The following is a 26,873-nucleotide window of genomic DNA, read 5'->3' on the forward strand; positions in this document are numbered from 1 at the left end:
CCCCGCGGAGCGGGTACCACAGCGCTGCGCGCTGTGCAAGGGAAACGCTTCGCTCCGCTCAGCGGAAACGCATTGCTTCGCAATGCGTTGAGGCGCTTCGCGCCTTAACCCCCTTGCTTCGCAAGGGGGTTCGGAATTACGCTTCGCTTAAATTCCGGAAAGCGGGCATGTCCGCTTCGCTCCCATGCCGGGTTCCGGCTCCGCCGGAACGGCTGGCTACAGGGGAAGGTGGGTGTGTCACTGCGGGCCTGTGTAGGATCCCGAAGAATACGGCACCCCCGGAACCATGACGGCCCATCACCCCGCGAGCGTGGCCGGCCTCCCGGAAATCCAGGGCTCGAATTCCGCTTCGCTCCATCCGAACCCTGACACCCACTCACTACCCAACGGGGCGAGCAGCATACGCATCAGTCTACCCGAAACTCCCCGCACCGCTCCCGGTTCCGCTAGGGTAAGACCTGTGCATCATTCGTCATGATGCATCATGGCGCGCCTTCGGATGCTGTGTGTAGCATCCCGAGCGAACTGCTACCCCCTCCGCCAGGGCTGTCCGCTTTCTCGCGATTTCTGGAGTACGGAATGCCGAATGCCGGTGAGATTCGTCTGTTTCCGCATCAGGTCGAGGCGGTTGACGCGGTCGTGCGGGGTTTTGATATCCCGCCGGGGAAGCGGATCCCGCGTAATGGCCTGCGGGCCACGGTAGTTGCTGCCTGTGGCACAGGGAAAACTTTCATCGCTGCCCATTCTGCTTTGCGGCTGGCGCGTAATGGGCGAGTTCTGGTGTTGCTGCCCACATTGGATCTGCTGACACAGACCATTCGGGAGTGGCGGTCGGTCGGGCATACCGGTCCTGCTGTGGCGGTGTGTTCTCTGGACGATGACCCGCAGTTGTGGTCGTTCGATGTGCGGTCCACGACCAACCCGATTCAGCTGTCCCTGTGGCACGGGGAGGGGCCAGTGACCGTCTACGGCACCTACGCGTCCCTGCCCGCTCTGGCAGAGGCGATGGAGGGAGCGTACGGGCAGAAAATGCTGCCGTTCGACCTAGTGGTGGTCGACGAAGCCCACCGCACAAGCGGATCTTCAGGTAAGGCGTGGGCTGCCGTGCACGACCAGGACGTCATCCCGGCCTTGCGCCGGCTGTACATGACGGCCACCCCGCGGATCTGGAAGGAACGCCCGCCCCGGCCCTCGTGGGCGGAGCGGCAGCCTGGGTTCGAGAACGCGAGGGATCCGCTCCCGCACGAGCTGGCCTGCTCCATGGACGACCCGAAAATCTACGGGCCCGTCGTGTACGAGCTGTCCCTGGCATCAGCGGTCTCACGTGGGCTTTTGGCGCGATATCAAATTGTGGTGGTCGAGTTGACCGACCCGGTGGTGACTCCGGCCCGCCTGGCCGGCGAGGAGAAACGGGAGGAGCATCTGCGGGGGGAGCGGATGGGAGCGTTGCAGGCCGCGTTGCTGGAGACGATGGCGGAGCACCAGTTGCAGACGACCATCACGTTCCATCACCGGACCATAGAGGCTGCCGCGTTCACGAAAGGCTTGCCGCGGGTCGCGAAGCGGCTGCACGCGTCGGATCCGGACAGGTACCCGCAGCGGGTGTGGGCGGACTGGCTGTGCGGTGAGCACGAGGCCGACCATCGGCGCCAGGTGCTCGGGGACTTCGGCCGCCGGGCCGGGCGCGCGGTGCTGTCGAATTGCCGTGTCCTGGGTGAGGGCGTCGATATCAGGGCGGTCGATTCCGTGGCCCTGTTGGACCCGAAGGGGTCGGCGGTCGATATCGTGCAGGCCATTGGGCGGGCGTTGCGTCAGAAGCCGAATCAAGGGAAGCTCGCGACGCTTATTGTGCCCGTGTTTTTGGCGGCTGATGAGCGGCCTGAAGACATGTTTACTTCCGCGTCGTATCGCCCCTTGGTGAAAGTCCTTGAAGGGCTTCGGGCGCATGATGAGCGTGCTGTGGAAATGCTCGCTATTCCGCAGGAGGACCAGAAGCGCGTCGTCGATCCGTCGCAGACCATTGGTGAGGAACCGGAGGACGGTGAGGAGGAGTCACGGCTGCTGCTCCGCTTCGCCGCCCCCAGGGACCCGGTGATGATCGCCAAGTGGATCAAGTTCCAGATCCTCGACACCGAACGCCAGGACTGGACCCGCGGATACGACGCCGCCCGCCGCTACCGGGACCGGGAAGGCACGCTCGACGTGCCCTACGAGCACCAGGAAGGCGCCTACCCCTTGGGCCGGTGGCTGTCCGACCAGCGAAGGGCTTACCGGGCCGGCACGATGCTCGGCTCCCGGGCGGACGAGCTGGACGAGCTCGGCATGATCTGGGACACCGCCGACGCCCAGTTCGAAGAGAACCTCGCCGCGGCCCGCGCCTACAACGCCCAGGCCGGCACCCTGGCCGCACCCCGCCACGCCACCATGCTGGACAAACCCGTGGGGCAATGGCTGACGAATCTCCGACGCCCCGGAGGGCTCGGGAAGGACCCGGAGCGCGCGGCGCGACGTGCGCAGCAGCTCGCCGCGATCGACCCCGACTGGAACCCCGGCGCGTTGGGGTGGACCGTCGACTGGCAACGCCACTACGTGGGCCTGCGGGCCCTGCTGGAGGCCGGCGGCACTCTGGAGGACGTCCAGCCGGGGGTGACGTATCGCGGCGACGACATCGGCCGCTGGCTCGCCCGGCAGGCCCGCGACTGGGGCCGGCTCAACGAGGAACAGCAGCGCCGACTGGGTGAACTGGGCGTGAAACCCGCTGCACGGCCGCAGAAAGCCCCCGCACGGACCGGCGCGAAGGCTGGGGCAACGAACGGCTCCGACGCGTTCACGCGAGGCGTAGCAGCCCTCCAGCAGTACATCGCCCGGGAAGCCCGCACCGTCGTACCCCGCGGGCACACCGAACACCTCGAAGACGGCACCCCCGTACGGCTCGGGGTATGGCTCTCCAACCAGAAAAACCGACGCGAACGGCTCGACGAACAGCAGCTCGCCGCACTCGCCCAACTCGGATACGACTGGGCGGCGTAAGCGTGAAGGCGAAGAGGGCCCCGCCGCAATCCGGTGGTCTCTCTTCGCCAGGACCAAGGGCCAGCCTGAGTCCGCGTCGGCGGCGGCTGAGTCGGCGGTAGAGCGAAGCTACCGCCGACTCAGGTGCGGTACCTGTAGATCACCAGATCCCTGGCACTCCTTGTTCAGGCTGCTCCAGAAGTGACAGGGTCAAGGCCAAAGGGCAGGTGGCGCACAGCCGTTGCCACGGCCTCCTGCGCTGTCGTCGTCTCGACGAGGACTTCACCCATGTAGTGGGCGCTGACGGTGTACCGGCTCTCCGGACGAGCGGCGGCCAGGCAGATCGGAACGTCGGTCAGCCGAGGGCGGGTAGTCGTGGAGAATTGCAGACTCCAATGGCTGGTGAACGGGTAGAGCCCCCGCAGCGTCGGCTCGGCATACGCCGCCTCGATCAGTGCGTGGTATTCGGGCCAGTCCGTCTCACCTGCCTTCGTGCGCAGGTGCTGCCACTCGGACTCGGCCAGTTGCACCGGATCGCGATCGGGCACCTCGAAGCGGCCGGTCAGGTGCACGAACGGAGCGGCCCGGTGGATATCGGCCAGCTCCGCCCCGTCGTACCAGGCTTGCGCGGCTTGGACGACCTGGGCGAGATCCTGTGTGTCTCCGTCGACGAGTGGCATGTCCTGGAACGACTCACCCCCCCGGATCGACCAGCGTCGTTCGGCAAGCCGAGCAGTGATGGCCAGGGGCGCGCGATGCGGAACGGTGCTCTCAACGGCGGCTTCGCGCAGCAGGTCGGACTCGGAGACCGTGAACGGGACGGAGAGGCCGTTCTTGGTCGCGGTGGCTTGGAGCGCCGCACCGAGGCTACCTTCTGCCGCAATGTCGGGATACAGAACGGCGAGATCAGTGGATGTGGCCATGGATCACGATTGTGCCGTAGCCACCATCCCATGGTGCGATGTACCGCCTTCATGGCAGTGAGCCACCTGCGGATGTACGGGGCCTCCCCCTGAGTGGTGGACACGCTGATACTGGATCTGCTTGATCCGGAGGAAGCGAGAAGACCGCCGATGGCGATGAAGGACTACTCGGACGAGTTCAAGGCTGATGCCGTGGTCCTGTACGAGTCCACACCCGGGGCGACATACAAGAGCATCGCTGCCGACCTGGGTGTCAACCGGGCGACCCTGCGGGAGTGGGTGCTGCGGGACCGCGCACGCCGTGGCATCACCGCCGCGGTAGCGAAGCCAGGCGCCCAGCCTCGGGAGGCGGCGCCGTCCGCTGATCCGGACGAGCGGGTGCGGCAGCTGGAGGCCCGGGTGGCCGAGCTCGAGGCAAGTGAGCGCAAGCTCGCGACCGAGCGGGACATCCTGCGCAAGGCGGCCAAGTATTTCGCCGGAGAGACGAACTGGTGAGGAGCCGCTTCCAGTTCGTTGACGACCATCGCAACACCTACGAGGTCAAGCGGCTCTGCCAGGTCCTGGACGTGAACCGGTCCAGCTACTACAAGTGGCTCGCCGGCGCCGAGGTCCGGGCGACCCGGCAGCGGCAGGACCTGATCCTGGCCGAGGAGATCCGCGAGGTCCACGGCGAGTCCGGCGGCGCCTGCGGCTCACCGCGCGTGACCGCCGAGCTTCGCGAGAGAGGGCGGCGGGTCAACGAGAAGCGGGTCGCCCGGATCATGCGGACGTTCTCCATCACCGGAATCCGCCTGCGCAGACGCGTGCGCACCACCGTCCCCGACCCGGCAGCCTCACCGGTCCCGGACCTGTTCCAGCGGGACTTCACCGCCACCGAGCCGGGGCGGAAGTACATGGGCGACATCACGCATCTCCCACTCTCATGCGGGAAGTTCCTCTACCTCGCGACCGTGCTGGACTGCTTCAGCCGCAAGGTTGTCGGCTGGTCCATCGCCGACCACATGCGCACCGACCTGGTCGCCGACGCGCTGCGGATGGCAGCCGCGACCCGCGGCCGCCTGGACGGCGCCGTGTTCCACTCCGACCACGGGGCGCAATAAGGATCCCGGGCCTTCGCCCGCCTCTGCGACCAACTCGGAGTCACACGGTCGATGGGCGCGGTCGGCACCAGCGCCGACAACGCGGCCTGCGAAAGCTTCCACGCCTCCCTCAAACGCGAGACCCTCGGGGGCGCCCATGACTACGGTGACGCCCGCACCTGCCGCAGGACCGTCTTTGCCTGGCTGACCCGCTACAACACCCGCCGCCGGCACTCCGCCAACGGCCACCTCAGCCCCGACGAATACGAACGCCGACACCACACCGTTAAACTCACGCTTGCCGCGTGGTAAATAACCGCGTGCCCACCTTCACGGGGGAAGGCCCCTCCGGCTTATGGCGATGGCGGCCGCTGACACGGGGTGGTGCTTTTTGTCTGGGCGGCTGGCATGGAGCGGTACATCCGCAGGTGGCTCACTGCCCTGAAGGCGGAACATCGCACCTGCGAGAGGTGCGCTGAGCGTTCATGCCTTCAGAATGAGCCGCTGCGGGATGCGCAACATGTCGTGAGGCGGGTCAAATCGCTGGGGCAGAAGCCACACGGATTACTTGACCTTCCGGCTACGTATTGCATCTCCGCTTATAAGCAAGACCCGGAAGCGAAGGTAGCGGGGGCGTAGTCCGACCAATGAATGCGCGAGGTGGCAGCGATGCGTGGTGCCGTGGTGGGCGGGAACCACGGGCCGCCTGGCCGCACTACCCCGCCCCGCCAGCTGACCGGCCGCCCCCCTGACACCTACGACCCGACGGACCTTGGAGAAGCGGACCACCGCGCCGGGACGCCACCATGCCCACCGGCCGGCACCGCCTCAAACGACCCCGCTCAGCCACCCAACTGCCTCAACTGAAACGGCGAGGCTAAGCAATATCGCCACGCCCGTCTGCGGTGAGCTCGTGAGATCACCTGGTTGGCAGCACTCTTCCAGGCAGGGTTGAGTTTGAGGTATGAACAGGGGGCACTATCGGCTCATTTGAAGTATTGCAGCCTGCGCGTTTGGGGGTATGGCGGGCGATAATTGGAATCAATTTGCAGATTATCATCACGCTTCGCCGTTTTGTTGAATTTCTCATTACTCCCCTCCCTGTCCTTGCTTATGCTGGTGCGGGAATGTTCCTGCGTAATATGCAGGAGCGATATAAGGAAGGCTTCCCGGGCGATCGGTGGGGCCCGGGAAGCCACGCCCCGCCCTCACAGGAAATGGCCTCTCGATGAAGCAACAGTTCCCTCAAGCGGCTCGGCGCCGCATCTTGTCCGGCTGGCTGGCCTCGGCTCTCGCCGCAACGGTCGCCGCCGTCATGGTCGCTGTGACGCCGACACAGGCCCTGGCCATCGCGACCCCCGTCCCTCTGGGCACAGCCGCCAGTTTCTCCGTTCTGGCAGGTTCGGAGGTCACCAACACCGGACCCTCCGTGATCGACCACGACCTTGGGGTGCACCCGGGCACAGCCATCAGCGGGTTTCCCCCCGGCATCGTGCTCGGCGAGATCCATTCCGCGGACGCTGTCGCCCAACAGGCCAAGTCCGATCTGGTCGTGGCGTACAACAACGCGGCCGGCCAGGCCACGGACTTCGCGCTTCCGGCAGGCATCGGCAACGGCGACACGCTGCTTCCGGGCGTCCACACCGCTGTATCCGGTGTCGGACTCACCGGCGACCTGATCCTGGACGCCGGGGGAAACCCCAACGCCGTCTGGGTGTTCCAGATCCCCGAAGCGCTGACAACAGCGTCCTCCAGCCGGGTGCTCCTCACGAACGGCGCCTCGGCGTGCAACGTGTACTGGCAGATCGGCAGTTCGGCCACCCTCGGCACCGACTCCACCTTCGTCGGCACGATCATGGCCCTGACCTCGATCAGCGTGACCACGGGGGCGAACATTGAGGGCCGCGCACTGGCCCGCAACGGCGCCGTGACGCTCGACACCAACCGGATCTTCCTCGGCGGATGCGCGACCACCACCGGCGGAACGACATCCGGCACCACCACCGGAACCACGACTGGCACCACCACCGGAACCACGACTGGCACCACCACCGGAACCACGTCCGGCACGACCACGGGCACGACCACTGGTGGAACCTCGGGGAGCATCTCCGGCAACACCGCCGGGAACACGCGGGGCAACACCGCCGGGATCACACAGGGCAACACCTCCGGGAACACCGCGGGCAACACCGCCGGAAACACCACCGGCGGGAACACCCAGGGCAACATCGCCGGAAACACCACCGGCGGACACGGCGACAAGCCCGGCAAGCCGGACCACCACAAGCCCGGCTGGCCTGGCCACCACGACAAGCCGGGCGGGCCCGGCCACCACGACAAGCCCGGCGGGCACGGCCACCACGACAAGCCGGGCCACGGTGAGGAGCACGACGTCTACAGTTACGGCTACGGCGACAAGCCCGTAAACCACCAGCGCTAACCTCACCGTTTCGGTTGCGCGCGCCCGCAACAGGGGGCCCTGGTATCCGGGGCAGGTCCAGGGCCCCCGCCGGCGAGGTATGCGCCGGGGGGCCTATCGGCGGTGTGCGGTGATGACGAGGTTGGACCGGTAGTCGTTGGCCGCGTCGCCCCAGTCGGCGCAGGTGATCAACGTCAGCTGAGGGGTGGGGGTCGGGGCGTAGACGCGCTCCGAGGGGAAGTTGTTCTTGGGCCAGACGGTCATGGTGGTGACGGTGAAGGTGGCGGTGGTCCGGTCGCGGCGTGTGAGGGTGATGCGGTCGCCGTTGCGCAGGGCGCCGAGTCCGTAGAACGCTGCGGGGCCGTCGGAGGAGTTCAGGTGCCCGACCAGAATGGTGTTGCCGTTCTCGGCCACCGGCTGACGGCGTACCGTCACCCAGTCACCGTCACAGATCGCCGCCTCGACATCGAGTCGCCGACGACCTTCAACGCGAACAGAGGTCCCTCGCCAACGAGCTGCGCAGGGGGACGTACGACGCGGCGGGCTTGCCGGCCGTGTCGGTGGGCTGGGTGCTCGGCTGGTCCGAACCCCGCACCTCGTACGCCCAGGGGCGGTGCGGGTCACGGCGCAGGAAGCCCTTGCGCTCGAGAGCCATCAGCTGATGGGCCACGGAAGAGGTACTGGAGAGGCCCACCGCCTGACCGATCTCGCGCATCGACGGCGGGTACCCTCGCCGTTGCACCGAGTCCCTGATGACCTCAATGACCCGTCGCTGCCGATCAGTGAGGCCGGAACTGTCCGCCCGGATTCCTGGAGGCCGGCCGGGCAGCGAGCGTGAAGGCTTGGGGCCCTCCGGATGTGTGGCTGCTTCATTCATGGCATGCACCGGTTCGAGTCGGCTCTGGGATCGGTCCTGGGCAGTGATAGTTGCCTGTCGGCGGTGGTGGTCACGTCGGCCCCTCTCGAGATGTCTCTCTCCCTGGGGCTGCACAACGATAGTTACTTTTCGAAAGGTCGCGCCAAACACACGTTCGATTAAAAGAAGGGCGGAGTGGTTTTCTCCATCGCAACCGCCAGGGCCATGTCCAGCAGGATCTCGACCGGATCGTGAATCCCCCAACCTTCCGCCATGGCGCCAGCGCCGCTGATATCGCGGTCGGAACCGTCCGCAAGGCCGGCTTGGCGAAAGCACCACCCGGCCGCCGCCCTCAGTGCGGACATTCGGGAGAGCCGAGAGTGCTCCCGGACAGCAACGATGGGACTTGTCTAGGGTCCTGTTGGCTGCACGGAGCGAAGCACTCTCCAGTGAAGAACCTGTTCGACGCGCGCGAGGTGCAAAAAATGCACCAAACCCTAGATCTAGTAGTCGCACGGCTACAGCTGCCCACAAGTTGTGGTGCAAGTGGGCTCCGCGGACCGTCGGAGACTTGAACTCCCTTATGCTGAAAGCTGCTTCGACGGGTTGACCCCTCTCGTTCTTCGCCGGTGAACGGTGAAGGCCCGGGATTCCAGGGCTCATGGGGTCAGTCGGAAGGAGCTGCCGATGGATCCGAAGGATCTGTGTGCCTACTGCGAGCAACGCCCGCCGTTCAGGCAGGTACTGCTCGCGTGGATACCGGTGATCGCGGTGATCGTCGAAGGCGTGCTGCGGTTCGTACGGTGAAGCTCACCGAACGAAACGTGACCTCGGACGTACGGCGCGGACTCAGCAGTGAGCCCGGCCGGATAAAGGACGGCCGGGCTCACTAACTGCTGCACCTACGAGGGGCCTGCCGCCGGAGGCAACCGGCGTCGGGCCCTTCCCGCCTTTCCGAGGCCGGTAAGCGGGATCCATTGCATCGTACGTGACCCGTCCCGGGCGACAACATCCCTGCAGCCCGACACGGGCCCCGAGCACGCTCGGGTGTCGAGACGGCGCACACGGCCCTCCCCTCTGCACCAGAACCGCCGACCCAAGGGCCTTTGGCTGACCTCGCCACCGGGGTTTTCAGGGCGCGGCAGCTGTCCCGCCGTCCTGGGGGTCGTCCTCGCGGCGGGGCGTTGCTCTTCCCGGGTGTGGAAGGCGCGGTGGTCGTCCGGGTTGTCGAGAGCGACTTCGAGGGTCTCCCGGTCGGAGTGGCCGTATCGCCACCAGGTGGGGCCGTGGGGGCCGTGCTGCTGGAGGCGGGCCAGGGTCGTGACGATGACGGGGACGGTGTCGTCGTAGCCGCGGTAGCCGTCTTTGCCGTACATGCTGGCGTTGTTCCAATGGCCCTTCCAGCACTCCAGGGAGAGGTCGCGGACGGCCTTCATCCGGTTCATCATCGCCTCGGGGCCGACCGGTGCGGTGAACACGAACGCCACCGGCGGGTAACCCGCACGGTCATGGTCACGGGTGTGGTCGCTGTAGAGGGTTTGCCACATCGGGATGTCCCGGCCGTTGGTGTCCTTGACGGTGCGGCGGAAGAACCTGCGGTACTTGTGAATCTTGTTCGCGATGATCTCCCGGGGTTCGGTGCCGTTGTCGACCTCCACGAACAGCACCGGCAACCCCGCCTCCGGAGCCGTCAGGACGGCGTCCGCGCGGGGACTGCCCTTGCTCGGGTTCGCCAGCGTTGCGCTCACCGGAAACACAACCTCCGTCTCCCACCCGGCCAGCGTCCCCAGCCCAGCCGGCCGGGCCAGCTTCGCAGCGGTCGTCCGAGCCGGGACAGGCCGGGGCGGCTGGTTCTTCCTCACTCGCGTCCCAGTCAGCAAACCGTGCCATCCGGGGGCGCCGGCATGGGGACACGGCTTCCCCGCTCCGGTCTACGGCCAGGACACAGACCGCGCGACCGGCGCCAGCGGGGCGGCGCGACAGTGAAGGCCCTCACCACTGCCCGGTGAGGGCCTCGCCGTGCATTCCCATACCTCAGAGCCGAGCTGCCTTTCGCGCAGCGTGTCAGTCTCCGGAAGGCTGGTAGGGCTCTGCTACTCGATCCACATCTCGACGGCTTCCAGGTTCAGAGCCTCGCCCGTGGTGCCGAGGTGGATCTGAAAGCCGGTGTCAGGCTCCAGCCAACCCTTGTTCTGGACGTGGGCCCGCCCGTGGAGGCCCAAGTAGTCGGGTTGGACCATAACTTGTTCGATGCGCAGCGACTTGCCCACATCTCCCACCCTGATGACCTGGCCGCTGTTTGCAGACTGGGCGCCCTGCCAGCCAACATTCCGGATGTGGGCGTTCGCGACGAAGCTGCCGAGCCCCCAGACCTGTATCTCAAGGGCCTCAATGGGCGCGTTGACACCAGTGAACCCAGCCTGCCCACCACCGCACTTCCAGCCCTGCCAGCCGTAGTTGGCGATATGGGCCCGGTAGCAAACCTTTCCCTCCGCAGCGTGGGCCACACCGCCCGTCAGTAGGCCCGATACAATTACGGTACTAAGTGCCAGGAATGCACTAATGGCGCGACGTCGCACAATAAGACCCTTTGTTCGCCCGATTGGAGTAAGCGCCCAAAACATACACGATCTTGATCGCGTCGCTGGCAGGGGCGCTGCCTGGGAGTCCACCCACCGCCTCACCAGGAGCGGCAAGCGGAGGGAGCCCCGTCTTCTTCCATGTCGGCCCGGTGGGCGAGCAGCCCAGCCCCACAGCTCGCGACTCAAGTGGCGGCCTCCTGGTCGAAGCCGCTGCTGTGCCTCCCGCGATCGATGCTGCCGTTGCCGGTGGTCAGTGAAGCCTCGCGAACGCACGGCTCGGGCCGGGCAGGGGCGCAGGGAAGGGGCAGGCATGAGCCTGAAGGGCTATCCCATGCGGCCCAGGATGGGGACGTTGATAGGGAGGACCGCGTTCTCCTGTGGCAGGCCGAGGTTGCCGCATTGGTTGGCGGGGGCGGTCGCCGGGGAGCACCTGGTCTCCGAGAGCAGCGCCCCGCACGGCTCGGGCGAGAAGTTCGAGGACGGCTGGGACGGGGGCGTGCGCGCGGTCGCCGTCGACCTGTTGCGCATCGCCGGCTCCAGCCGGGTCGCGCCAGATGTCGACCCAGTGCATCTGGCGGGCGCTGCGGCCCCCCGGATGCGCAGTCGAATGCAGTATTTGCAGCCGGGTCGCCAGAAGACGACCGGCCGGCCGTCGACCGCGCTGCGGCGTTGCGCCTCCAGCACGCCGGTCGACCTCGGGAAGATCAGAGGAGTCCGACTGGTACCGGATCGTCCGTGGTCTGGAGGAAGGCCGCCTGGACGCGCAGCAGGTGGGTTTCGGGGTGGGTGTCCTCGTAGCGTTGCAGGAGCTTCTCGTAGCGGCCGGCCGTGAACAGTTCGGGGGCGTGCTTGTCCTCGTCCATGCCGCACGCCATGGCGAGCTTCGCTCCTTCGTGCAGAGCGGCTTTCTTCGAGGGGTACACCCAGACGTCCAGGCGCCCGCATCCGCTGTAGCCGCGGTGAGCCAGCGTCCACACCGCCGGATCCTTCGTCGTCTGAACCGTGCCGTCCGGACGGTACAACTTCGAGGAGATCCGCTGCTTAATGAAACGGGCGTAAACGGTCACCTCCGGGAGGCTACCCACACCCCGACCCGTGTTGGCTGGATCCGGCGAAGTTTGAAAAGGCCACGGCGAGCGCGGAAGAAACTGCGGAAACACGCCTCGGGGCCGACCGCGCTCACTACGGTCGGCCCCTGGAGGGATGTGCACCATGTCGCAACCACTCACTCATCCGTCGAGTGCCCGCTCGAGACGACCCTTAACGCCCCTCCTGTACATCCGACCCGTGTCCCTGGGGCCGCCGACGCCGTTGTGCCTGACGACCCGTGTATGGATCCCCCATGCCATGCGCGCGCCGCAGGGGCCCTGAACCGCGCCTGGCCCAGGGCCCCGCTCCAACCCTTCGCGCCCACGCCCAGCCGGTGAGCGCGTGCCAGACCGGCAGAGCTCCGGTGCTTCACCTTCGCAGGAAGCCGCAGATGCCGTTCTCTCTGCGCCACACATCCGCTTCCGCCTTCGCTTGCGCCTCCTCAGCGGCCCGTTCTTCGGCCTGCTGGCGCTCGCGCTCCTTGCCTCGGATGCAGATGTCGCAGTCGCCGCCACGGGGTACGGTCTCCCACCCGTCACCGCTGGGCCAGACCTCACGCCCACAGGTCGGGCACGCCCACGCGCGGGCCTTCTGCCGCCGCCGGGTCTACGCCCGCTCCCGCTGCTCCTGGGCGCGGCGCTCGGCCCGGCGTTGCTCTTCCCGGGGCGTGGAAGGCGCGGTAGTCGTCCGGGAGTACGGACTCTCACCCCAATGAACAGGGATTTCTCATCGCGAAGCAGCCATGATCCTCAAGCCGTGTCCGACCATTGCGCTCGTTGAACGCCCCCTCCCAGGGCTCTCAGATCCAACTGACTCCGGCACCTCAATAAGAACTCACCTGGGCAACGAGGTGAGAGTCAGCACCGCAGACGCCGCCTTCGAAGAGAACCTCGCCGCCGCCCGCCCCTACTACGCCCAGGCCGGCACCCTGGCCGCCCCCAGGCACGCCACCTGTCTCGACAAGCCCGTAGGGCAATGGCTCACCAACCTCAGGCGCCCCGGCGGACTCGGCAAAGACCCCGGGCGCGCAGCGCGGCGCAGTGAGCAGCTCGCCGGGATCGATCCGGACTGGAACCCGGGGCAGTTGGAGTGGACCGTCGACTGGCAGCGCCACTACGTGGGGCTGCGTGCCCTGCTGGAGGCCGGCGGCACTCTGGAGGAACTCCTGCCTGGCGTCACGTACCGGGGTGACGACATCGGCCGCTGGCTGGTGAGGCAGGCGCGCGACTGGGCGCGCCTGACCGAGGAGCAGCAGCGGCGCCTGGACGAGCTCGGGGTGAAACCCGCTGAGCGGCCTCAGAAGGGTTCGGCGCGAACCAGCGCGAAGGCTGGGGCAGCGAAGGGCTCTGAGGCGTTCACGCGGGGTGTAGAAGCCCTACGGCAATACATCGCGCGCGAAGGGAAAACCATCGTAGGGCGGCAACACGCAGAAGCACTCCCCGACGGGACGTCCGTACGCCTCGGTGTATTTCTGAGCAACCAGAAGGCACGCCGCGACCGGTTGAGTGAGCAGCAGCTGGCGGCGCTCGCCCAACTCGGTCTCGACTGGGCATAAGCATTGGGTTGATGGGCGGCCTGTCAGGTACGAGCAGCCCGCTCATCTCGTCACGTGACGGTGACTATCCCCGCCGCCCCGGCCGCAGCCCCACGCGAGGTGTAGACGTTCGCCTTCAGACTGATGGTGGTGGGCGAGTAGATCGGCAGCTCGGTAGTGGCCTGGCGGCTACATCCCCGCGTGCGCGGTGATGGATTCTCACCGCAATGAGACCTCACCTGGGCAACGACGTGAGAGTCAGCAACTGAGAGATCGCAATTCGAGCCCGTACAGAACCACGGCATGCGGGTGAACTAATCGGTTTGGTGCGTGGGGTCGGGGGCGGTGCGGGTATCCGAATGGCGTCCCCTGCGATTTCAGCGCGCCGTGCCCCACGGCGCGGCGTCTGGCGCCGGCGCGTGCCCGGCGGCGGCCGCCGGCCGTGTGACCGGTGTGCGTTGCGCGGAGGGACGGGCCGCCCCTGCCGACGGGCGGCTGCGCGGATGCGCCGCATCCGGTCCGCTCCACACCGATTGGTATATCGCATGGCTGAACCAATGACCGTCACCTGTTACAAGGGAACCGGTTCCAACGACGAGAAAAAGCTCCAGCTCGATCCGGAATCCACCCTCGCGAAGGTCCGTAAGGAACTGGAGAGTTCCGGGTTTCTGACACCGGACGACGGGAAGCAGAAGTTCCGGTTCGTCAATACCACCACGGCGTCGAAAGAGGACCTGGCGAAACGCGGCGGGGGGATGATCGAGCCGAAATTGGAGAAGTACGTCCCGCTGAGCGAGGTCCTGCGCAACGAGAACTTCTTCGTCACCAACATCGCCGCCGACCGGCCCGACCTGCTCGGGGTCCGCAACGGGTTCTTCGAGGACAGGCACCTGTTCGTCCGAGTGCGCCTGAACCAGGGCGACGGCAAGACGGAGAACGCGCAGATCAACGCGTTCGACCCGATCATGCTGACGAATGTCAAGCCGACCAACCCCGACAGCCCGGCCGCCTACTACGACAACGTCTGCGTCGTCGTGGAGAACAGCGTCGTGCAGTTCGACATCTGCAGCTTCGCCTCCGCCGGGTTCGCGTTCAAAGTCGAGCCGAACATCGTCACCGGCGAGATGGCTGTGCTCCGCAACCCCAGCGAAAAGCGCGACTACCTCACCACCACATTGGACCGCTACTCGGCGGCCGAGAACACCATCAAGATCGTCGGGGCGGAGCAGGCGAACGTCCAGCGCGGCCGCAGCGTGCGGTTCCAGAAGGTCACCTTCACCTCCCGACGCCTGACAAAATTCAGCACAACCGGGCAAATCATCCAGCGGGACATGCAGCCGCCGAACCTCACCCGGTCGAGCGGGCCGACGAGCCGAGTGCTGTTGTCCGGTGTGCCGGAAGGCGCAGCCACCGCGTTGTCGAACCTCCAGGTGGTGCCGGGCAGGTCGGTCAAGGTCGGTGGCCCGGTCCAAGGCAGCATTTCGAAGACGAAGTTCGGGGCGGCGGCCGGTTGGGAGGGCGACGACTGGACCCAGGCACTGGGTCAGATCACCATCTACTTCTTCGTCTTCGCCTCCTGGGCCGATGCGAAGAAGGTCGTCGACTCCTACAGCGCCCCCGAAACCACCACCTGGGACGACCGGTACTAGGCAAGGAGCACGTTCATGAGCAGCATCGAGAAGCTGGCCGACAGCACCACGAAGAAGCTGGTGACCGTCACGAGCACCTCTGGCGCCAGCGGGGCGTACCGGCTCGACCCGAACAAATCGTTGAGGGACGCCCGGGCCGTCCTGCAGAAAGAGCGCTTCATGAAGGAGGGCGACGCCTTCCTCCTGAACGGCAAGACACCCGTCAGCAGGGCTGACGAGGCGGACACCAAGCTGTCGGAGGTGCTGGGCAAGGACAACACCCTGCAGATCGGCGCGCCCCCGGTCGATGACCTGTTCAAGAAGGACGGCGTCGACCGGTACAAGCGGATGAACCCCACCAAGCAGAAGGCCCTGTTGGACCTGCTGGACGTCTTCCGCGGCCGGACCTTCACCCAAAAAGACGGCATGGTACCGACGTACAAGGACGTGTACACCGCGGAGGAGGGCTACCTGCCGGCGGTGAACCGGCCGCGGACCACGAGTGAGAAGTCCACCAGCTTCACCTTCTCCGAAACCGTCCGCGAGACCACCGTCTCCGGAGTGCAGTCCGGATCGGTGTCCCTCAACGCCTACTTCGTCGAAGCGCAGGCGGAATTCAACCGCGAGCAGAGCAAGTCCAAGACCAGCAAGAAGGTCACCGAGCACCTGATCAGCCGCTTCATCGTCCGCAAGGCCGAACTGGAGACCGACCGCACGAAGCTGCGCCCGACCGCAGGCTTCGTCCAGGCTGTCGCCGAAGCCGTCGACAGCGCCAACCCCGGCCGCAAGCCCACCGTGCAGCACTACGACGCACTGATCGAGGTGCTGGACACCTGGGGGTTCTACATCCCCGTCCGCTTCGCCATCGGCGGGCTGGTCTACGCCACCGAGAGCACCCAGATCACATCCTTCGAGCAGTCGGAGAAGGAGAAGAACGAGTTCGGGGCATCGTTCAAGGCCCAGTTCAACAAGATCGGCGGCGGTGCCGCCTACAAGCAGGCCAAGGGCACCGAGAACACCACGACCAGCAGCACCAAGTACCAGGAGACCACCATCCAGACCCTCGGCGGAGTCGCTCTGGCCTCCACCGACGACTACAAGGACTGGGTCATCTCCCTGGAGAACGCCCAGAACTGGACGATCATCGAATACACCAAGTTCTGCCCGACCCTCCTGCTCCTCGCCACCGCAGGCCAGGACGCCATCCAGGCCATGAACAAGGCCATCAAGACCATCGAGGCCTGGCGGACGACGCACCCGCACCCCCTGCTGAACATGGAGGAGTACAACCTCAGCATCCAAGAGCAGCTCAGTTTGTACCCGTAAACCGGGCCGGGGATCCCCCGCGGCCCCGGGACTGCCGGTCAGTCCTGGGGCCGCGCCTCAAGCTCCCGGCGCCAGCGCGAGACGATCCCGACCGTGGTCCGGCCCTCCGCCGGCCGCGCGACACAGCCCTCGTCCGGCCCGGAGATGATCACCCCGGCCAGCACGTCGACGCCGTTCTCGACCAGCACCACCGGCCCGCCGGAGTCGCCCGAACACGCCCGGGCCCGCTCCGGGGTGTCGTGGACGGCACTGTAGACACGAGGGCGTGACAGCCGCCGCTCCTGCGTCGTGGCCGACAGCCGGTTAACCGCCGTGGCCGCACCCGCAGGGGTCGTCCCAGTGCCGTACATGCGGACCTCCTTGTTCAGCACATCCGCCTTTACCCGCGACCGGATCACACGCAGGGGCTGGGTCCCGCTCAACGGTTGGGGCAGAAACAGGCGCCCGATATCCGCGTCATTGCTGTAGTTATCCTGGTTCGGAGGCGAGATGATCTCCGGCGCGTACGCCACCGCCGAGGTGGTGGAACCGACCAGTGGCCGGAACACGGTGAAGACCGCCCCCTCGGCAGGCTTCGGAGGGCTTTCGTCCTTCGGGCCCCGGGGGCCCGTCAGGCAGTGCGCGGCCGTGACCACTGTCCGCGCCGTGGTCAGCGCCCCGCTGCACCTCCAGGTCTTCCCCTGCGGCGTCCTCACCTGGAGAGAGACGTAGAACGCGGGCACCTCTGCACCCCGCAATTCGGCGTAACCACCGGTGAACGCCTCCGCCGTCGGCGTAGGCACGACCAATGCAATACTCCCCGCAGCCGCAGCCGCAGCCGCAGCCGCCAGCCAGCGGCGGCAACCCGCCCAGACACAGACCTTGCACTTCGCCATCATGGTTCCTTGCCCTCGCCAACAGCTTCCGGCGCGAGCAAAACGCTGCCCGCCAACGTCCCGCCGTGCCTTCGGCATGTTCCCCGCTCGTCGGCCGATCAGTGCACGCCATCCGAGTCACAACGCCACCGACCCGCCGCACGTGGGCCTTCACCCGGGTGACGAACTGGCCGGCGCAGGCGGAGTCGGCCCATCTCGTCGACCAGGCGCCGTACCGCCTTCATGTCAGTGCGGTGGGTGTCAGCGAGCGCCCGCTCCAGCCCCTGGCCGTCGTCTTCGGCGGTGTCGCCGGCGGCGGGGAGCGAAGACCGGCGGAGTTCGTCGACGGCCTGGCCGCGATAGCGCGGACCACCGTCCACTCGGGCTACCCGGCCTGGGCAGCGGTCTAGCCCCGGCCGGCGGACGCCTGAGACAGAGCACTCAAACTCGCCCCCGCGTTCCGTCCGACCAGGAAGCCGCCGAGACCGTCCTCGCCCGGTACGCGGACACCCTCGGGATCGATGTGGAAACGGCACTGGGCCCTACGCCGCTACGCCCTCACCGGCGACCGCCGAGCGCTGGAAGGCACCTGGCTCCGAAAAGAGCGTTTTGTCCCAGCGAGGTTGTTTGGTTCGAGGTTCAGGTGTCGCGCCAGTTGGGGGTGGATTCGCGGGTGAGTCTGCGGCTTATCAGGTCGATCATCGCGACGCGGATCATGGCTTCTGAGCGGTGGGGGTGGGTCTCGTAGTCGCGGGCGAGTCGACGGTGTTGCATGAGCCAGCCAAAGGTCCGCTCGACAACCCAGCGTCGGGGGATGACTTTGAACCCTTTGACGCCTGGGTCGCGTTGTACGACCTCGACGTCGACGCCCAGACGTGCGCCGTGGTCGATGGCTTTGGTGCGGTAGCCGGTGTCGGCCCATGCCTTGGTCACGCGCGGGTGGGTGGCGGCGATGTGTGACATCAGGTGCATGCCGCCGACGTTGTCGGAAACACTCGCCGCGGTGACCCAGACGGCCAGGAGCAGGCCGAGGGTGTCCACCCCGATGTGGCGCTTGCGGCCTGCGATTTTCTTGCCGGCGTCGATGCCCTGGCCCACCGCGGGTACGTTCGCGGACCGTCGGGCAGCCCGTCTCTCCAGGGCGCAAACAGCGCCAAGCGGGGGCGCCTTGGGATCAGACAGGAGCGAACCGAAGGAAAAGGGCTGCCGAAGGAAAGCACCTGCCCCATCCGTCACATGGAGCACCTCCGCCCCATCAGCCCTCCCCAACTCGCCCTCTGAAACCCCACCAAACAACCTCGCTGGGACAAAACACTCTTTGAGAGGGTGTTTTAGCCGTAATCACAGTGATTTTAATGGATATCGATGTCGGGTCGATTAGGGCCGCTGAGACTAATGTGGCCTGAGTTGCAGGAGGGCTGATCGTGCGGGCGTCTTGGCCTGCCTGCTCCTGTTTCATCCCATGGCCGTGCACTCCAATTCCGGAACCCAGATGAGGGTGTCCTCGATGTAGTGGGTCAACAACCAGCGTTCGTTTCGCGAGTCGGGAAATCCGAGTCCGCGATGGCGGCGTACCTTTTGACCAGTGAGTGCTTCTCTGCGATGAATCCCAGGGCGGCTATCCGGGTTCACCACTCGGCTTCGAAGCGCCGTCACACTCTGCCCTGGTCCGCCTGGTCAAGTCGCCCGCTGCCTGCCAGCGTGCTCCGGCGGTACAGGGCGACTTGCGAAAACACCCCGGACAGCCGGAGGGCCACCTCTACCGGCGGGCATCTTGCTCCCCGCTGTCTGGGCTAGGATTTCGGACCAAAGGGCAAGCCTTGAGGACTGGTATCAGGACGTCATAGCGGTACAATTCTCGGTCCCTGCCGGACGATGTCGTCTATGTCGACCGGCACGAATTGGTCTTTTGTGGTCGCCATGCGCCAGCCAGAAGTGCCGTTTACGTGCTCCTTCAGGACCTTGAGCCACTGTCTGGTCTTTTCATTGGACTGATAGTTCCACGTGTCGAGACCGTAGATGATGCCATCCGCGCCGGAATTGAGGATGTATCTGGCATAATTTTCGAGCGCCACCTTTTTGTCGGGCGGTATCGGAAGTGACGGGTAGGCCGCAGTCCACCCGAGTACGCGATGATACTTTCCGTCCTCATCCCTTTCCTTGACACCCTTCTGTATGCCTTCGAGGACCGTCGTGTCAATCCTCGGGATGCCCAGATAGGTAATGCCTCTACTCATCACGCGTTTGCGCGTCGGCAGTCGGCTGCCGGCGAGCTTTTCGAAGGTTTTTGCGACATCACGCTTCCCGTGCTGTCCGTCCACCACCACACTTTCACAGACGCCGACATTCATCAAGAGATTCCATGCGGCGCCTCCCTCTGCCTTGTCGATCTGCCAGAGCACCTGGATGCCATCTTCAGTCTCCATCCTTTTTAGCGGCTGAACCAGAATTTCGGTCGCCATTTTTGCTAGCTTGGCAATGCTACTTTCCCCTTGCGCGAATTCATCTGGGTTTTTTACATCCAGCCACACGAGGCTGATATTGGCTCCATTCTTTACTCTGTAAGCGATGTGCTTGAAGAGGTCTTCTATTTTGTCTCCCCACGTCCCGGTCGGGAAACTCCTGCCATCATGGTCGGCATACCATCCCCGCCTCGCTCCCCAACTCTTCGGATTGAGACTGACTACGCCCTTATTGTTCCAGGCCGTACAATCGATTTCCAGCGCATTGGCACCATCGGAGATAGCCGCGTCAACGGCCCCCTTGGTCAAAACTCGGTGAGCGATCAACCAAATCGGCTTGTCGGCCATAACTGCTCCAGATTTCAGGCGCTGGTTGGCGCTGTCGTATGCCAAATGGACTCCCCCTATTTACTCACAGGAATTGGCCGCAGGCGCGCCCAGAGGTGGTCCAGTGCGCCATATGGGTGAAATCTTTCCGGGGTAGGTTCCGAGACCGCTGAGAGGGCGTTGCGTCCCGTTGTTTCATCCCGAATTGCTGGGGTGGGCCGCGCCATGTTGGGTTGGATTCGGCGGTGAGTCTGCGGGTCATGAGGTTGATCATCGCAAGGTGGATCATGGCTTCGGACCGGTGTGGGTGGGCTTCGTAGTCGCGGGCCAGGCGTCGGTGGTTCATGAGCCATCCCAGGGTCCGCTCGACGGTCCAGCGGCGGGGCAGGACTGCAAAGCCCCTGGTGGTGGGGTCACGGCGGACGATGTGCATGTCGATGCCGAGGGCGGCGGCGTGCTCGACGAGGTGCTGGCGGTAGCCGCCGTCGCCCCATGTCTTGCGGACGGTGGGATGCTCGGCGGCGATCCGTTCGATGAGGGTTCGGCCGGCGGTCGAGTCCTGCACGCTGGCTGCGGTGACCAGCACGCCGAGGAGGAGTCCGACGGTGTCGATGACGATGCTCCGCTTGCGGCCGACGATCTTCTTGCCGGCATCGATGCCTTGCCCGGTGGCGGGAACGTTGGTAGAGGTCTTGATGCTCTGGGAGTCGATGACGCAGGCAGTTGGTTCCTCGTCACGGCCTTCCTGCTTGCGGACCTGGCGCCGGAGCAGGCTGTTGAGCTGATCGAATACGCCTTCTTCCTGCCAGCGGGCGAAGTAGGCGTAGACGACGATTGGCCGGTGTGGGGATTTTCGCCCAGCTGGAAGGGGTGATGGTCTGGGCAAACGCACCGTGCAGCAGCACCGGAAGCGCCCACCGGAAGGTGTCCACGACCGTCCGCCCGCGATCCCCGGTGAACAGTGTCCCCGCCGTGACCGAGATCATCAGATCCTGCATGGCCTGCAGGATCTCCACCGTCTGCCCCTCCCGCCACGTGCCCGCGAGATCGGCAGCGCTCTGGCTGGAAGCTTCGATGATGTGGGCGGCCTGCTCGCGGTGGTACGCCGGCTGTAGCAGGCGCCGCATCCGCTGGTGCGCGGCCCCGTTGGTCGTGCCGACGCTGGTTCCGATGAAGCGGCTGGCCTTCATGAACATGCGGCCCTTCTCGAACCGCGAGGCATCAGTGACCAGAACCTGATGAAGCAACTGCGGGTCATTGACGACATACACCGGCAACGGCCCTACATACATTCTGGCGACCGGCCCGCACTGGGGCAGCGAGGCCATGAACGACAGCGGCCGACGCAACAGCGAAAACGTATGCCCCACAAAGGGAAGCCGGCCCGCAGCGACCGGCGGCCGATCCATCGGTGAAACCGTACCCACCAGCACAACACCTCCCAGTTCAAACTGCACCGTGGCACGGAAAGACCCCCGAACAGCGCAGGCACCACCCCCGCAGCCCCGAAATGCCCACGATGCGATGCGCAGGCAACCGCCCCCTATGTGAAGCGGCCAGACCAGCCAGATGGCATCGAGAACATGACGCTTCAGGGCGAGCGTCCCCGTGGACGCTGGGTAGGGCGCACCGCTTCAGAGGGCGGACGGGAGCGGACAGCGGTATCGGGGAACGAGTGATCTCGTCAGAAAGGACAGGGCAAGATGCGGCAGGGAGCCGGAGGACCTGATCGAGGTCACGCCCATCATCGGAGCTCTCTGTCACCGTATGGCCCACCAGTTCGGGCAGCCCCGCTGCGCAGTCCAGACGATGAAGGCATCCCGGCGCATCACGCCGGGCCTCCGTCAAGAAAGGAAGACGTCATGCGCCGTCTCAGCACCGCCCTGCTGGGAGCCGCCGTACTCCTCGGCATCCTCGCCATTCCCGCCCACGCGGTCCATGCCACCGCAGCACCTACCGCGTCCGCAGCTGCCCCCACCGACCCCCCGCCCCCGAACCTTCTTCCTCCCGGGATCAAGCTGCCCGAGATCAAGCTGCCCGATATCCCCGGTATTGAGCTCCCCGATGCCAACTGACCAAGGTGCGGTCGCATAGCACCGTGTGAAGCTCGGCGCTGAGGGCCTCGGAGGGATGGCGGAACAGCGGACAGCGCAGCAACCGCTGCGCTTCAGAGGCGGTTCATCAGACTTCCCCCCGCTGGAGATTCGTCAGGGCGAGGCCGCAGTAGCTGGAACACGCAGCACAGACGGCGACAGCCGACGACCGCGCCGACCACCGCGAGGTCCTCGCCCCGGTCATCCAGGCACTGGCCCACATCACCGCCGGGCGGCCAGGCCGGGCGGCAGACCTGCTGGAGAACCTGGAGCAGACCCGCCGTATCCGCGGGGTGCGCGTCGAGCGTGAAATCATCCAGGGCACCCTCGCCCGCGCACTGATCGACGCAGGCCACCCCGACCGCGCCGCCCACCTGCTGCACCATCGCCGTACCACCCGCGGCCACCACACCTACGAGGACCTGCTCCTTGGCTCACAGACACCCGGACAGGCGCTCTCGGAACGCGGTTCTGTCACGCATCTTGGGGAAGGTCGCGGAAGGGGTCGGCAAACTCGCTCGGTTCCGTATCAGTCCTCCGCGGGCAGCGGATCGGCGAGCTGGCACTGGTACAGACGAAAGTCCAGCCACTGGCCGTGCCGGTGGGCCATGCTCCGCAGCAGTCCGCATTCCTCGAACCCGTACCGGCGAGCGTAAGCGTCCGTACGCGGTGCCGCGGTGGTCTGCGCCACGGCTCCGATGAGTTGACGCAGGCCGGCCTTCCGGCTGGCTTCGATCAGTGGCCGCATCAGCGCATCCCCCAGTCGGCGGTCGGTGTGACCAGGCGCCAGGTAGGCGGAGACCTCACCGGCGTACCGGTAGGACGGCCCCGGCTTCCACGGATACACGCATGCGTAGCCCACCACCTCATTCTCCAGCGCCACGAGAAACGGCAGGCGGCGCGTGCGCAGGTCGTCGGCGAACTCCTTCCACTGCGCCATGGTGCGTTCCGTTTCCGGTACACAGGTGAGGGTGTTCTCGACGTAGTGGCGGTGGATGGCGGCCACAGCCGCCAGGTCCTCATCATCGACGGGACGCACACATACCTGGCTATCGCTCACAGGGACCATGATTTCCCTCACGGCGCTTCTACCAGCCCACACCCCGCCGGGCCTCACCCGTTTTCTGCAAGGGCTCCCAGCTGTCCGCGGGCGCACGCCGCTTTCGGCGTGGGAGGAAGACCCGGCGCTGCTCCGGTGTAACGGCACCGACCATCTGCGCGCCGCCTCATGCCCGCTGGGGCGGAGCGGGCCGTGCAGAAGGACGGCATCAACTTCTGGCTGACGTCACCCAGAAGGTGTACGAGCGCGGTGGGCAGCGGATCCAGATCCGCTACATGGCCCACCACGACCGGACCATCGCGGTCTACCTGGGGCACCGGTTGGGTTGCGGAAGAAGGGTCTCAGGTGCAGGGCCGGTCGGGGCACAGGGGCAGCATCCGGCACACCAGGGCGGCGACCCGCACGTCCGGATCGTCTTCTTCCTGGTCGGGGGTGGAGTCCGGGATATAGGCGGCCCAACGCAGTGGATCCCTTTCTCGCCGCGTTCCAGGCGCATCTTGGCGTGGTGGCCTGCATGGGTGCGTACGGCGACCGTGGCGCTGGGCGCCCCTGCTTCGCCGATCAGGTCGATGGCGCCGGTGTTGAAGTCGAGCTCGCGCTAAGACGGCCTCTCCCGCCCGGCCTGCACGGTGTCCACGCGGGCCGGGCTGGGCAAGCCTCCCCCCCGGTCGTTGCCGGAGTCGGGAGCTTGCCGCCCCAGCGCAGTGCGTGGTGCATGGTCGCGGTCATCCACTCCATCGCCTGGGTGTTGGTGGTTCCGTCATTCGGAACGTGGCGCTGATCAAGCGCATGCCGCCGTTGTGCTGGGAAGTGCCGGTCATGTACTCCCAGACGTAGACGCGCGGCTCTTCGCGGCGCCGCTGCCGGCGGTGCGTCGGCTCTGGTACTGAAGGGTTACCGGTGGCCGTGCACAGCGCCGCCGACACCTCCGCCAACGCAGGGATGAGCTGCTGGAGGTCCTTGGACATCCACAGACGGATCGGTACCTGCCCCTGTGACAGTGATCCAGCAGCCCCCAGTGCAGGAATGTGACTGGTAGGCAGAGTTCACCGACGGAACGCGCTGCTGCGACAAGGAAACGGGTAGGCGTCCCGCCGTTCGGGCGGCCGCCATGAGGCACCGCAGTCGTCTGCGGCTACGCCGCACGCGCATGCGTCTGTTCCTCTCCCCGCTGCCGGCTACGGCGTGGGCAGGTGGCCGTCTGGGTGGCGGTCGATCCAGGAGAGACCGCCGAGGTCGAGGCAGTCGCGGGTGCGGGTGACCGCGACGTAGGCCAGGCGGGCTTCAGCGTCGTCGATGGGACCGGGAATGGGATCGCCGTTCGCGTCCTTTTCGCTGGTGTCCTTGGGAGGGGTGAAGTCGTCGGCGATCCTGACGTTCGACCACTCACGGCCCTTGGCCCGGTGAGCGGTGGAGATGGTGACCTGTGCCTGCGCTTCGGGGGCAAGCTGGTCCACTGCGGCCAGGACTGCGGCGGGTCCGTGCCGGTCGATGAGGTCCACGAAGGGGCGCAGGTCGCCTCCGGCGGGGTCGTGTTCGGCGTAGTCCTGCAGCTCGCCCCAGGAGGAGAAGAGGAGCAGTTCGGGGTGCCAGGTACGGCGCCCTTCCTTGAGGTCGCGGGCGGCGGTGGCCAGGGCCCGCAGGCTGTCCCCTCCCCCGGTCAATGCCACCTGTTGGCCTGCGGCGAGGTGCTTCATGACTTCGGTCATGGCGCCCACATTGGTCCGGCACAGCACCGCGTCGGGGCTTTCGACCGGACGGAGTTCGGTGGGGATGGTGATCGTGCCGGCCAGCCGGATGGGGGCATCGGCGATCGACAGCCACCGATTGGCTTCGGCGGCGAGGCGGGGGCCGAAGCGGAAGGACTGCGACAGAGACAGGGCTCGGCCGTCGAAGCCGGTCATGATGTCGCGGGCGCCGCGCCATCCGTAGATGGCCTGGGCGGAGTCGCCGACCATGACGAGCTGGGCGTGGGTGCGTTGGGCGGTGAAGACCTGTTCGAGGACGGGGTTGGTGTCCTGTGCTTCGTCGAGCAGGAGGAAGTCGGTGTCGATCTTCGGTTCGGACAGGGCCCACATCTTCAGGTAGTGGTCGTGGTCGAAGCGGACGCTTCCCTCGTCCGGGTGCTGGAGGTCGGCCCAGGCCTTGCGGGCGAACGGCAGTACAGCCCTGCTGAGTTCGGCGTGGCGATCCTTGTCCTCCAGGCCTCGCAGACGGGGGACGTGGTAGCGGGTGATCACAGAGTCGGCGGAGTGGCAGAAGCGCGTCACCGTGCGCAGCACCGCGTGGGATAGAGCCTTGTGGGAGACGTCGCGTTCGCCGATACGGATGCTTTTGGTGAGGCCCAGGGCCATGCCGGTCTTCCAGCCGGCCTGGCGGGGGCCGCCCAGGCGGCGGGCGTAGCGGTGGCCGATCGCCGCGTAGGCGAGGGCGTGGGCGGTCTTGCAGGTGACTGTGCGGGGGAAACGCTTGGTCGCGTCGAGGGCGATGGGCTTGTTGAAGGCGATGTAGCGGCCGCGGCGCGGGGTGGTGGAGGCGAGCAGGACGAGCGTGCTGGTCTTGCCGGTGCCCGCACCGGCCTGCAGGGCCAGGTGGTCGCCGGCCGTGAAGGCATCAGCGGCTGCGGTCTGTTCATCGGTGGGGGTCAACACCCGGGTACTCCTCGTAGAAGGTGGGACGAATGCGAGGGTGAGCAGCCGGGCGGCTGTGCAGTGAAGCCTTCGGCGGCCGGTTGCGAAGCTGCGCTCATGACCGCCTGCTGCGCTTGAGGGTGGTGACGGGCAGACGACTGTGGATGTGCTGGTGGTGGAGCCGCGGGTCGAAGACTTCCCACTCGGCGAGGGCGACGTGCGCGACGTCGGGTGCGGTCGCGTGGTCGGGGCAGTGCTGCGTACGCCAGCGCAGCTGCTCGGCATAAGACAGACGAGTGAGGTCGTAAACGGCCATGCCAGCCGCGGGCGGCCCCGGACTGCCATGCCGATTGACGGCTGCGGCAGGAAGGAGCGCCCACTCCCCCGCCGGCGCATCCGGGGTCAGGACGGGGTGGAGGCAGCGGTGGCGTCGGCGGGTCTGGGCGACGCACTGGATCGCGTCGACCGGACTGGCGGCGAGGTAGCCGCGGTTCAGGATTCGCACGATGGGCCGCGCCGGCCGACACACCGCGGCCCTCGCTGCCTCCGGCGGGAGAGGCTGGAACGTGGTGATGGCGCCAGTGTCGATCAAGCGGCGAGTGCGGAGCGCGAGGCGCCGGCGCAGCTCGATCAGCTGTGGGGTGAGAGACATCGCGCTCTGTTCGCTGGGGCACAGGGTGTGGTGAGCGACTCGGCACCAAGGAGTGCCGTCGGCTGCGGGGTGGGCGATGCCGGAGTGGACGTGCCAGCGGCAGGAGGCGGGGACGGCGGCGGCCTCGAGTTCGTGTGGGTGCAGGGCGATGCGTTGTTGATTCGTGCGGGTGTACCAGTGGATGAGGTTGCCGCAGTCGTGGCACCGGGCCGGCTGGGCGCAGCGCAGGAGCCGGGTGGGGCTGTCCGGGTGGATGCGCAGGGCGCGCGGGCGGCACGCGGCAGCAGAGCTGGGGTGTGGGCAGTGGTCGGGTGAGGCGGTGGTGGAGCACATGGCCGCGAAGGTGA

At 66.5% G+C, this 26,873-nt stretch carries 20 protein-coding genes and 5 pseudogenes; 8 read left to right on the forward strand and 17 right to left on the reverse strand.

Annotated features, from left to right (window positions below):
• Positions 1–579: 579 nt before the first annotated feature.
• Entirely contained in the window at positions 580–3,030 is a 2,451-nt protein-coding gene (locus AC07FK_RS33030; protein ID WP_479108601.1) for a helicase associated domain-containing protein, read from the forward strand.
• Between the two features lie 164 nt (positions 3,031–3,194).
• Here the strand turns inward: AC07FK_RS33030 and AC07FK_RS33035 are convergent, their stop codons facing one another.
• Positions 3,195–3,932 (reverse strand): DUF6193 family natural product biosynthesis protein, encoded by a 738-nt coding sequence (locus tag AC07FK_RS33035; protein ID WP_479108602.1) that lies wholly within the window; start codon positions 3,930–3,932, stop codon positions 3,195–3,197.
• 150 nt (positions 3,933–4,082) lie between these two features.
• Here AC07FK_RS33035 and AC07FK_RS33040 point away from each other — a divergent pair.
• Positions 4,083–5,323: pseudogene (locus AC07FK_RS33040) on the forward strand (IS3 family transposase).
• A 916-nt stretch (positions 5,324–6,239) separates the two neighbouring features.
• Positions 6,240–7,454, forward strand: coding sequence for an ice-binding family protein (locus AC07FK_RS33045; RefSeq protein ID WP_479108603.1), 1,215 nt, complete (start codon positions 6,240–6,242; stop codon positions 7,452–7,454).
• A gap of 93 nt (positions 7,455–7,547) precedes the next feature.
• Here AC07FK_RS33045 and AC07FK_RS33050 read toward each other — a convergent pair whose 3' ends face one another.
• The 7 genes and pseudogenes from AC07FK_RS33050 to AC07FK_RS33080 form a co-directional block, all read right to left on the reverse strand.
• Entirely contained in the window at positions 7,548–7,847 is a 300-nt protein-coding gene (locus tag AC07FK_RS33050; protein ID WP_479108633.1) for a class F sortase, read from the reverse strand.
• Positions 7,824–8,384 (reverse strand): annotated as a pseudogene (gene lexA, locus AC07FK_RS33055) (transcriptional repressor LexA); the annotation flags it as partial. The gene AC07FK_RS33050 and the pseudogene lexA, both read right to left, overlap by 24 nt.
• Positions 8,385–8,468: 84 nt before the next feature.
• Positions 8,469–8,654: a hypothetical protein gene (locus AC07FK_RS33060; protein WP_479108604.1), complete on the reverse strand. Its 186-nt coding sequence runs from the start codon at positions 8,652–8,654 to the stop codon at positions 8,469–8,471.
• Between the two features lie 537 nt (positions 8,655–9,191).
• On the reverse strand, positions 9,192–10,037 hold the full coding sequence (locus tag AC07FK_RS33065) for a replication-relaxation family protein (protein ID WP_479108605.1): 846 nt from the start codon (positions 10,035–10,037) through the stop codon (positions 9,192–9,194).
• Between the two features lie 345 nt (positions 10,038–10,382).
• Positions 10,383–10,796, reverse strand: coding sequence for a hypothetical protein (locus AC07FK_RS33070; RefSeq protein WP_479108606.1), 414 nt, complete (start codon positions 10,794–10,796; stop codon positions 10,383–10,385).
• A 553-nt stretch (positions 10,797–11,349) separates the two neighbouring features.
• Positions 11,350–11,585: pseudogene (locus tag AC07FK_RS33075) on the reverse strand (thioredoxin domain-containing protein); the annotation flags it as partial.
• Positions 11,576–11,938, reverse strand: a complete 363-nt coding sequence (locus tag AC07FK_RS33080; protein ID WP_479108607.1) for a hypothetical protein — start codon at positions 11,936–11,938, stop codon at positions 11,576–11,578. The pseudogene AC07FK_RS33075 and the gene AC07FK_RS33080, both read right to left, overlap by 10 nt.
• A gap of 764 nt (positions 11,939–12,702) precedes the next feature.
• Here AC07FK_RS33080 and AC07FK_RS33085 point away from each other — a divergent pair.
• From AC07FK_RS33085 to AC07FK_RS33095, 3 genes are all read left to right on the forward strand, one after another.
• Positions 12,703–13,515, forward strand: coding sequence for a helicase associated domain-containing protein (locus AC07FK_RS33085; RefSeq protein WP_479108608.1), 813 nt, complete (start codon positions 12,703–12,705; stop codon positions 13,513–13,515).
• Between the two features lie 482 nt (positions 13,516–13,997).
• Complete coding sequence (locus AC07FK_RS33090) at positions 13,998–15,143, forward strand: hypothetical protein (RefSeq protein WP_479108609.1); 1,146 nt, start codon at positions 13,998–14,000, stop codon at positions 15,141–15,143.
• A gap of 15 nt (positions 15,144–15,158) precedes the next feature.
• Complete coding sequence (locus AC07FK_RS33095) at positions 15,159–16,448, forward strand: MAC/perforin domain-containing protein (RefSeq protein ID WP_479108610.1); 1,290 nt, start codon at positions 15,159–15,161, stop codon at positions 16,446–16,448.
• Positions 16,449–16,486: 38 nt separating this feature from the next.
• Here the strand turns inward: AC07FK_RS33095 and AC07FK_RS33100 are convergent, their stop codons facing one another.
• Positions 16,487–17,323: a trypsin-like serine protease gene (locus AC07FK_RS33100; RefSeq protein ID WP_479108611.1), complete on the reverse strand. Its 837-nt coding sequence runs from the start codon at positions 17,321–17,323 to the stop codon at positions 16,487–16,489.
• 158 nt (positions 17,324–17,481) lie between these two features.
• Between AC07FK_RS33100 and AC07FK_RS33105 the strand changes: the two genes are divergently transcribed.
• On the forward strand, positions 17,482–17,712 hold the full coding sequence (locus tag AC07FK_RS33105) for a hypothetical protein (RefSeq protein ID WP_479108612.1): 231 nt from the start codon (positions 17,482–17,484) through the stop codon (positions 17,710–17,712).
• Positions 17,713–17,941: 229 nt separating this feature from the next.
• On the opposite strand, the pseudogene AC07FK_RS33110 reads toward AC07FK_RS33105, so the two are convergent.
• From AC07FK_RS33110 to AC07FK_RS33125, 4 genes and pseudogenes are all read right to left on the reverse strand, one after another.
• A pseudogene (locus AC07FK_RS33110) lies at positions 17,942–18,421 on the reverse strand (transposase); the annotation flags it as partial.
• Between the two features lie 722 nt (positions 18,422–19,143).
• Positions 19,144–20,157 (reverse strand): PI-PLC domain-containing protein, encoded by a 1,014-nt coding sequence (locus tag AC07FK_RS33115; protein WP_479108613.1) that lies wholly within the window; start codon positions 20,155–20,157, stop codon positions 19,144–19,146.
• A 151-nt stretch (positions 20,158–20,308) separates the two neighbouring features.
• Positions 20,309–20,920 (reverse strand): annotated as a pseudogene (locus tag AC07FK_RS33120) (IS5 family transposase); the annotation flags it as partial.
• A complete protein-coding gene (locus AC07FK_RS33125; protein WP_479108634.1) occupies positions 20,826–21,500 on the reverse strand; it encodes a cytochrome P450 in 675 nt (224 codons plus the stop codon). The gene AC07FK_RS33125 and the pseudogene AC07FK_RS33120, both read right to left, overlap by 95 nt.
• 453 nt (positions 21,501–21,953) lie before the next feature.
• Here AC07FK_RS33125 and AC07FK_RS33130 point away from each other — a divergent pair, with 453 nt between their 5' ends.
• A complete protein-coding gene (locus tag AC07FK_RS33130) occupies positions 21,954–22,166 on the forward strand; it encodes a hypothetical protein (RefSeq protein ID WP_479108614.1) in 213 nt (70 codons plus the stop codon).
• Between the two features lie 92 nt (positions 22,167–22,258).
• Here the strand turns inward: AC07FK_RS33130 and AC07FK_RS33135 are convergent, their stop codons facing one another.
• The 4 genes from AC07FK_RS33135 to AC07FK_RS33150 form a co-directional block, all read right to left on the reverse strand.
• The gene (locus tag AC07FK_RS33135) at positions 22,259–22,570 is read right to left on the reverse strand and encodes a hypothetical protein (protein WP_479108615.1); all 312 of its coding nucleotides are present in this window, start codon (positions 22,568–22,570) and stop codon (positions 22,259–22,261) included.
• A gap of 143 nt (positions 22,571–22,713) precedes the next feature.
• Entirely contained in the window at positions 22,714–23,244 is a 531-nt protein-coding gene (locus AC07FK_RS33140) for an N-acetyltransferase family protein (RefSeq protein ID WP_479108616.1), read from the reverse strand.
• 1,178 nt (positions 23,245–24,422) lie between these two features.
• Complete coding sequence (locus tag AC07FK_RS33145; protein WP_479108617.1) at positions 24,423–25,892, reverse strand: UvrD-helicase domain-containing protein; 1,470 nt, start codon at positions 25,890–25,892, stop codon at positions 24,423–24,425.
• A gap of 97 nt (positions 25,893–25,989) precedes the next feature.
• Positions 25,990–26,859, reverse strand: a complete 870-nt coding sequence (locus tag AC07FK_RS33150; protein WP_479108618.1) for a DUF6083 domain-containing protein — start codon at positions 26,857–26,859, stop codon at positions 25,990–25,992.
• Positions 26,860–26,873 lie beyond the last annotated feature (14 nt).

The organism is Streptomyces sp. NPDC046122, from assembly GCF_056429965.1.